Source organism: Moorena sp. SIO3H5, assembly GCF_010692395.1.
GTDB lineage: Bacteria > Cyanobacteriota > Cyanobacteriia > Cyanobacteriales > Coleofasciculaceae > Moorena.
The window spans coordinates 1-7,679 of the sequence record NZ_JAAHHS010000368.1 but is presented as its reverse complement, the minus strand read 5'-3'; the positions used below and the strand labels follow the sequence as shown (position 1 = coordinate 7,679).

At 42.2% G+C, this 7,679-nt stretch carries 4 protein-coding genes and 3 pseudogenes; 3 read left to right on the top strand and 4 right to left on the bottom strand.

All coding sequences use genetic code 11. The features are described 5' to 3' along the window. The first annotated feature begins 1,438 nt into the window (after window positions 1-1,438). Window positions 1,439-1,849, top strand: a complete 411-nt coding sequence (locus F6K52_RS28440) for a hypothetical protein (RefSeq protein WP_293086542.1) — start codon at window positions 1,439-1,441, stop codon at window positions 1,847-1,849. A 186-nt stretch (window positions 1,850-2,035) separates the two neighbouring features. On the opposite strand, the gene F6K52_RS28435 is transcribed toward F6K52_RS28440, so the two are convergent. From F6K52_RS28435 to F6K52_RS28420, 4 genes and pseudogenes are all read right to left on the bottom strand, one after another. Then, the gene (locus tag F6K52_RS28435; RefSeq protein WP_293086539.1) at window positions 2,036-2,524 is read right to left on the bottom strand and encodes a hypothetical protein; all 489 of its coding nucleotides are present in this window, start codon (window positions 2,522-2,524) and stop codon (window positions 2,036-2,038) included. 1,076 nt (window positions 2,525-3,600) lie between these two features. After that, window positions 3,601-4,521 (bottom strand): transposase, encoded by a 921-nt coding sequence (locus F6K52_RS28430; RefSeq protein WP_293086536.1) that lies wholly within the window; start codon window positions 4,519-4,521, stop codon window positions 3,601-3,603. A 48-nt stretch (window positions 4,522-4,569) separates the two neighbouring features. Further along, window positions 4,570-5,867, bottom strand: a pseudogene (locus F6K52_RS28425) (IS4 family transposase). Window positions 5,868-5,963: 96 nt separating this feature from the next. Then, complete coding sequence (locus F6K52_RS28420; protein WP_293086532.1) at window positions 5,964-6,344, bottom strand: hypothetical protein; 381 nt, start codon at window positions 6,342-6,344, stop codon at window positions 5,964-5,966. A 55-nt stretch (window positions 6,345-6,399) separates the two neighbouring features. Between F6K52_RS28420 and tnpA the strand changes: the two are divergent. Continuing rightward, a pseudogene (gene tnpA, locus F6K52_RS28415) lies at window positions 6,400-6,805 on the top strand (IS200/IS605 family transposase). 585 nt (window positions 6,806-7,390) lie between these two features. After that, window positions 7,391-7,679, top strand: a pseudogene (locus F6K52_RS28410) (ISKra4 family transposase); the annotation flags it as partial.

The following is a 7,679-nucleotide window of genomic DNA, read 5'->3' as shown; positions in this document are numbered from 1 at the left end:
TCTTTTCCCCCGGAAAATTGATATATTCCACATCACCTTGCCCTGGTGGTATTTCCACCAGCAACTTCCTGTTTTTATGCAAGGTGTCTGTGATTGTCACCTCTCCTGTGTATTGTTCGCCTGTACGAGTATCGAACGCTATATGATAATCAATGCTGCTTTTCTTATGACTTATACAAACCGACTCATTGGCTTCAAGGCTTGCTCCGCAAGAGAAATTGTATGCTATATCGCACTCTGGTTCAAGAATTTCGCACGCGATGGCCGGCTTGGTTATGAAAACAAAAGCGCACAAGCACATCACTAGGGCTACCGCGATACATGTGATGCCTTTAAACCTAGGAGGGTTTTGTTTATATACCATAGATTGAGTGAACTAATTTTTATTGGTCTTTATTATCATACTATTTCCTATTCTTTTCATGCTTTTTGATATACCATTTGTTTACGTTCCATACCGATAAAGCTCGGTACGAACATGTACCGCTCGGCATTTATGATTCTGGTTTATGGTTGGCACCCTTCTCGGATTTAACCCATAATCTCTCAATTAGTGTGGATAAATTGATGGCCTCTGGTGAGTTAAGTCAATTGCGGCAAGTTGCGTTTGTTTTTTTCGGGGGTTCAACCGCAAGGCCAGGACTACTGGAGCTTTATTTGGGATTTCACCCTTAATGGTGAATCGGTTAGGTTTATTACACTGAACAAGTCTCTTACGTAGTATGTCAATTTCTCGGTTCCTTCGGGCTTTAGTAAATATACCACTTGTTCTAGTCCTTGATGATCTTCCTCCGACGCTACGAATTTCGCCTGCTTGTACCCGGTGTTTATGACAAATACATCAATTCTCGCGTGCTCCGGCCAATCTTGATTAGACACTATTACACCGGTATTCAACGTGAGTTCGTTCTCACATTCTATAATTGGGTCTGGTCCGAGCCCACCCTACCGAGGCTAATTCATACCTTGCTGAAAAATCTGTTGCTGGTGGGCAGTGCTTACTTTGACTATGGCTTGCGGATATGATCTGGCTGATGCACTGCCCACCCTACCGAGGCTACTAGAGCAATCCTAATTCAAACGAAGCTGAAAAATCCGTTGCTGGTGGGCAGTGCGATCATTGACTATGGCTTGCGGATCTGACTAGCTGATGCACTGCCCACCCTACATCTGCTCTTCCCTTTTCCCTCTTACCTGCTCCCTGCTCCGAAGTCCCTGCTCCCTAAAAACCAGAAATTTTTACCTCACAAGTCGTAGAATTGCTATAAATGTTTGTTATGGGGTTATTTGCGTCGCTATGTTTCCGATGGCGGTGACTACATTGATATTCGCAAGGGCATCTCCAATGGATGCCCTCTTTCTCCACTAATAGGAGCGTTATTTCTTAAGCCTTTGGATGACCGGATGGCTCGGCTTGCTTGTTTCAATTGTTTGATACATGGACGATTGGGTTATTCTGGCACCGACCCGCTGGAAGTTGCGCAAGGCCATCAAAGCCACTAACGAGGTGATGAATGAGTTAAAGGTTCTCAAACATCCCGAGAAGACCTTTATCGGTCGCATCGCCAGTGGCTTTGATTTTCTCGGTTATTGGTTTTCGACCTCGGGTTTAGGAATCGCTCGGAAGACCGTGGAACGGATGCTTGAAAATCTGACTCGGCTTTATGAGCGAGGTGCGCCCAGTGAGCGCATTGAGGCATATTTTCAACGCTGGTGGCGATGGGTGAAAGGTGGGATATCTGCGCAATGGCGGAGCGTCTTTCAATCAGGTTTTACCCTTCGGTTGATCGGAATGACTCAACCGAAGGGTAATGGGGGAACCTGGGGGTCTGGCTATTTCCACAGATGAGTTATCGCGAGATGGGATTTTGAACCTCCGAGAACACTGTTGAACTGACTGATTGGTTGTGTACGGACCACCTGTCGGTTCGTGTTTGGTGTTGTATAAACCAATTTATTATGTACACACCAAACCTTCCTAGCGCTATTCCTGTGCCAACGACAAAACATCGCCACCATTGTTGCATCCACCTCCCTACTTGGGCGGGTGCAGTTCCTGTCCTTTGTATGATTTTGCGTGGATTGTTGCCCATAACTTTGTATATCCACAATTAGACAAATAATATACGCCATCTGGAAGGTATATATTGTCGTAGGTGTCATCTAATCCCGCTCTGCTTAAATAGTAATCAATATTTCCGTTGTCTCCATCTTCACAACCCTCTTTTTCCGATAAACTAAGTAATCCATACTCATACTCATCATAGTTGTATACCTCGATTTCCAGCTCTTTTTCCGGATTTTCAGTTCGGAACAATAGGAATTCCGATGTATCTCCATTACCCGGTTCGAGGACACTGGTGCAATCACTATAATCTTCTGTGACCGGAACAACTACGCAGAAGAGGGAATTGGCTGATGCTTTTTCGATTCCTGGCCAAGCCAGTGCACAGGCCGTCGTTAGCAGCAGACACGCCATCATCGCTATCACTTGATCAAATAAACCCAACGAAGATCTATACATTTTTTTCATGGCTTTTCTACAGTTAAAGTACCTTGTTCATACAAATGGTTGAAATCGTCGTCCCACGGTGGTTTATAAGTACGACCCTTTATTTTCGCGCTATATAATCCTAGTCCTTACCATTGCTCTGTGCCTTCTATACCTCCAGGATGAATTATACACCAATCTAGTTCAATTACTTTTTATTCGACTTACGTCCTGAATTTACCGAACCGCAACCCCTAAAAAATCCAATTCCTTTCTTCATTCCTTCCCAATATGGTTCGTCCCGCTACGAAAAAATTGGGTGAGACCAACCTTTTATCCACAGCCTTACACGAAACCCTGACACCGATTCGTCAAACCCCTCTGTACTAGACTTCTCACTTTTTAATTGGCAAACACCATCTGTGTTACAAGTAACTGCCGATTGGATCATGGTGGCCGGTTTTTTCTCGGGGGGTGGGGTGCGCTCCCCATACTGTACATTCCGTATGTAGGTTTATTCACGCTCCCCATACTCCTTGAGCTGAATGCAATCCAAACGCCTCCCCATCGGGGTGGCTTTGCATACCTTTTGACCTGCGCAAACGGCATTGGTTACCCAGTGCCTCCATATGGGGTGTTACAGCTGCTCGAGAATCTAAGCCTCGATAAATTCACCAACACACACTCAGCAACCTTTACCCTGTACCTACTACAAACCGTCGGAATTTGTCCTTGGCCTATCTAATCTTCCTCTATAATATGAAGCGGATGCCACCTCGATTTCCGTTGAACAACCCTTTTTTATTCCCCTGTCTGGTTTGCCTCCGGAGAAATGTGCATTATCGGTGAATTCTTCACCAACGGGTTTTTTGGTTTATTAATGTATGCCTAGCCATCTATACCCAGATAACACAATGAACGAAAACGTGTGTTTTATGCTACCGATTTTTGATTTTGGGAGTCAAAGTGTATTTGCTTGTGAGGGAAAAGTAGGGTGCTAAAATTGGTTGTCCTATGATCATATCAGTGCTGCTTGCTCGATGCTTACTTACATGCCCTTATAAAAGCCCACGCCCGAGCACTTGCTGCTAAACTTGACTCTCCCCGCTTTAAAAAGACGGGGATTCGTGTTTGTTCCATAACCGAACTCTTACAGGCGTAGTCAAAGCGCCCCTACTGAGTTCTATCAGGTCAGAGCCGTTCGCGAAGCGTCGGCTTTGCCGAATAGTTCCCGCTACTTTTCTAATAATATTTAAAGCACCATTGCCGTCTGCGTTGACATACAAGTTCGACGCAGTTCGATATAATCCACGCTTGACTCTCTTGCCTGATGGCTTCCAATCACTGGGTTTTTCACCAAATACGGGAAGACTGTCATTATCTAGAGAGCTTGCCTTGCTTGTATAGCTTTCCTCTGCTTCAATGAATTCAATCCCAAAAACCTGACACATTTGGGATATTCGATATTTCAATCTAGCAGTAGGAATCTGAGTGAATTTTTGATGGTTTTTTCTTCCTATGTTAAGGCCATTTTTTTGCCCCTTGTTCCATCCAAATACAATAGTCCCAATTCCGTTTATAAGACAGTGATTGATGACCAATCTAGCAGCTTTATTGACTCCGTCACGCATTTGACGGTTTCGTTTTTCTGTTATATTTGCTAGTTGTTTTGTCCAGTAATCTTTTCCATGCCCTTCCTTAAGAAATGAGACACGCTTGTTGTACCACTGATTCAAGCTCTTAACGTGCTTGCCATCAATTATGAAGCCATTACCTAAGGTGTCAACGCATGTCAACCAATTATCAATTCCATGGTCAATACCCAACATTCTACTAGAATCTATGTTGACACCTTTTGATTCTATCTTGTAGACAAACTCTACATAAAACTGTCCGTTTCTTGGTAATATCCGAACTTCTTTGATGCTTTCCCAATCAAGGTTAGAAGAAAACTCGACATAAAACTCAGATAGTCCAAACCATGCTTTAACCTGCCTACCTAGTGGAAACCGAAGTTTGTTCTTGACCAACTTTAGCCATCTTTTCGGGTATGAGACCTGGGGGGGCGACGAAATAAGCTAAAACCCAGACTCTATAAGCGACCTAGCCCTTAGACCTCGTTGATAATACTTTCGTTGTCTTGATGCAGTCGCTCATGGGGGAAACCCCCAAGACCGCGCTGCATCGCTTATTAGGATTTAGTCTCATTAATTCGGTTACTAATTCTATACAAAAATCTTTAAAATTAACCCAGGTTTGACCATATAAACCAACGTAAAAACTGCTATGCCTCCGCTCTATTCGACCGGATTCTTTGACACGACCAACATATTTTTGTATTCCTTGACGTGTCTTGATGCAGTCGCTCATGGGGGAAACCCCCAAGACCGCGCTGCATCGCTTTAATATTCTGACCTTGAAATGTTGCGGAAGTGTAAGCTATTGCTATTAATAAAACTAGAGAAATAAAGCGTTCACCCTCAAGCTTAGTGTCCTCTAAATTATAACCACCTGGTCTTGATGCAGTCGCTCATGGGGGAAACCCCCAAGACCGCGCTGCATCGCTTTTAAAATCTCTAAACATCTCTTCGATATCAAATCTTTTTTTATAAGCTGAAACTGCCGACTCTAAGTTAGAAAGGTTTGTTAGTAAAAACCATCCTTCTTTCGGAGATGTCCCTTTGAGTTTACGTTGCCATTTACAAGCCACATTAAACTTAAAAAATCCCCTAGTCTTGGTCACTTTAACTCCTTTAATAAATAAAGAGACTCCAGGGACTAAACCTAAATCATTGAGTTGAACCCAATTATCTTTTTTATATTCAACAAATTCATTCTTTTTTAATCGTAAACAAAAATGTACGCCTAAGTCCTGTAAGTACTTTGCTAATTTTACCGAGCAAAATTCTCTATCTCCTAACAGGCAGATTTTATAGTTTTTAAAAATTGGGATAACCTTGGACAAGACACTTTTTTGTTCTGTTAAATTACTACTCCCTAACTTTGCCAACAAAGTAAAATAGATGGGAAATGCCCTTTTATCCCAAATGAGACTAACCATGACTAAGTTAATACGACCCCAATTTGTTCTATCAATTGCTAGATAAATTAGGCTTTCCGAGGTAAAGTATGCTTTCAATAATTCTTCAACTATTGGTAACCAAATTTTTTCAAGTGTTAAATTTGGCAATGATAAAAATCTTTGAATTCTTTTTCTTCTACTTTCAAATTTAATGGGTAAAGGAAGAGCATTGGCTATTTTTTCTAAGTTAACTTTTTTAATTGATTGTAAGAGATTGAGCAAAATTTTCAATAAAATATATTCGGCTAGACTCAATTGACTTTTTAGGTGGTTTTGGTAAAATTCTGGTAACATTGTCGATAGGTAGGTCTTGTTGCAAATTTAGAGACCTACTTTTTTTTACCACAAAATGCTACTACCTTTACATAGCCACCCTTTCAGCCTGTTTCGTCACCCCTTCAGGTATGAGACAGTAAACATTCCTCCTGATCTTCTGTATTTAGGAGGCTTGGGCTTGTCATTTAATTTTCCAGCTTTGTACAGCTTATCTAGTTTATGAAAAGATTTAAAAGATTCAGCTACTCCATTACAAACTTGTTGAGAAGCACTTACATACATAGCAGTAAAATGTTGGTTATGCTTCATCTCTTTGCATAACTCAGCCCTGTTAACAATATGACGAACTTTAAACCACATCTGTCTAGCATAGTAGACTGAACAGTTGTAAATATTGTTTGATTCTTTGCATATATATTCAAGCACAGCCAACAAGTCTTTGTCAGGAGACAATCTTACTTGTTGGCATCCCCAGTAAGATTGTTTTTTGCTCATACTACTATTATGGGCTATTATGTTGATAATGTCAAGTTATCGACATAAATAAATGATTAAGACCTCTGATAAATACAGAAGGACTTCTCATTCGGTAGGGTTAGCGCACGTCCACATGGTTTGGATTCCGAAAAGGCGCAAACCGGTACTGATTGGCGAGGTAAAAAAACGTCTATCTCAAATCTTGAATGATGTAGCGGTAGAAAAAGGTTGGTTTCTCAAAGCACTTGAAATTGCCCCAGATCACGTGCATGTATTGGTAGAGCAATAAGCGCGACGTAGCTATTCACGAAATAGCCAAAGCCTTTAAAGGTCGATCGTCTAGAATTTTAAGGCAAGAATTTCCTCACCTGCTTAAATTACCTAGTTTATGGCCTAGATCTTATTTCTATGACACAACAGGATCTGTTAGCACATCAAAAATAATGGCTTACATTAACGATCCACATCACGGCAGTTAAAACTGCCGTGTCGCGTTTCTTTGAAGTTACCGTAAGAGTAGTGGAGCCTTATTTACAAGATTTAACCCTTTTACCCATAGCCGACTAACCATAAAGGCTCCACTACTCTAAGGTTTCGTCTCCTCCCCGGATTAAAATCGCGGGGCTACCACGCTCCCGCGTATCTCCGTGTGCGTTGAAACCGACCCGAGACGAAACCTGATTACGAAGAGCCAATTTTAACATAATATAAACAAAATCCCAAGACTGATCAACGAAAAATTTCCAACATTACTTTGGTTTCTTCCTTCCCTGATAAGGATCATACCATGTCCGTGATTTTACTTCCGGTTCGTGGTAGAATTCCTATGATAGACAGTCCCGAGATAGGAAATTGTATATCCAAACCAGTTGCGGCTCCAGTGCCGGACGAAAACTTACCCTCGTTCGCTTAAAAGTGAATTTAGTTTGAGCGTTTTCAAGTTCAAAAGCTATTTGTCCAACGCTACACATGGTGGTGTACCCTAGAATAGAAGTGCTGTCTAATGCATAGTGCCAACGCCTCAATGAACCATAGCGCGCTCAGATATCATGGTGTTGACGAGAATGTCGGTATCCCATAGCACTCAGCAACGCCTGGTACATAGGCTTTACTTTGAGTTGCCCGAACTATACCAGACTGTTGAAGAAATGGGCGTAGATGGCGGCAAAGTTCGGTTACCCACGGCTTTTGGTGAGCGAAGCCAGTGGCGTGATTACATAGCAGTGACTTTTCCAAAGCACTGTGTAGGTGCAGTCTTCTGCGTGCATGATAGCTTGGTCAGTTGGGTCAACCATCATACAGTGGCCACACCTGTGATCTGCTTGGGTGATGGTCAGAAGTTACCGCTAGAAG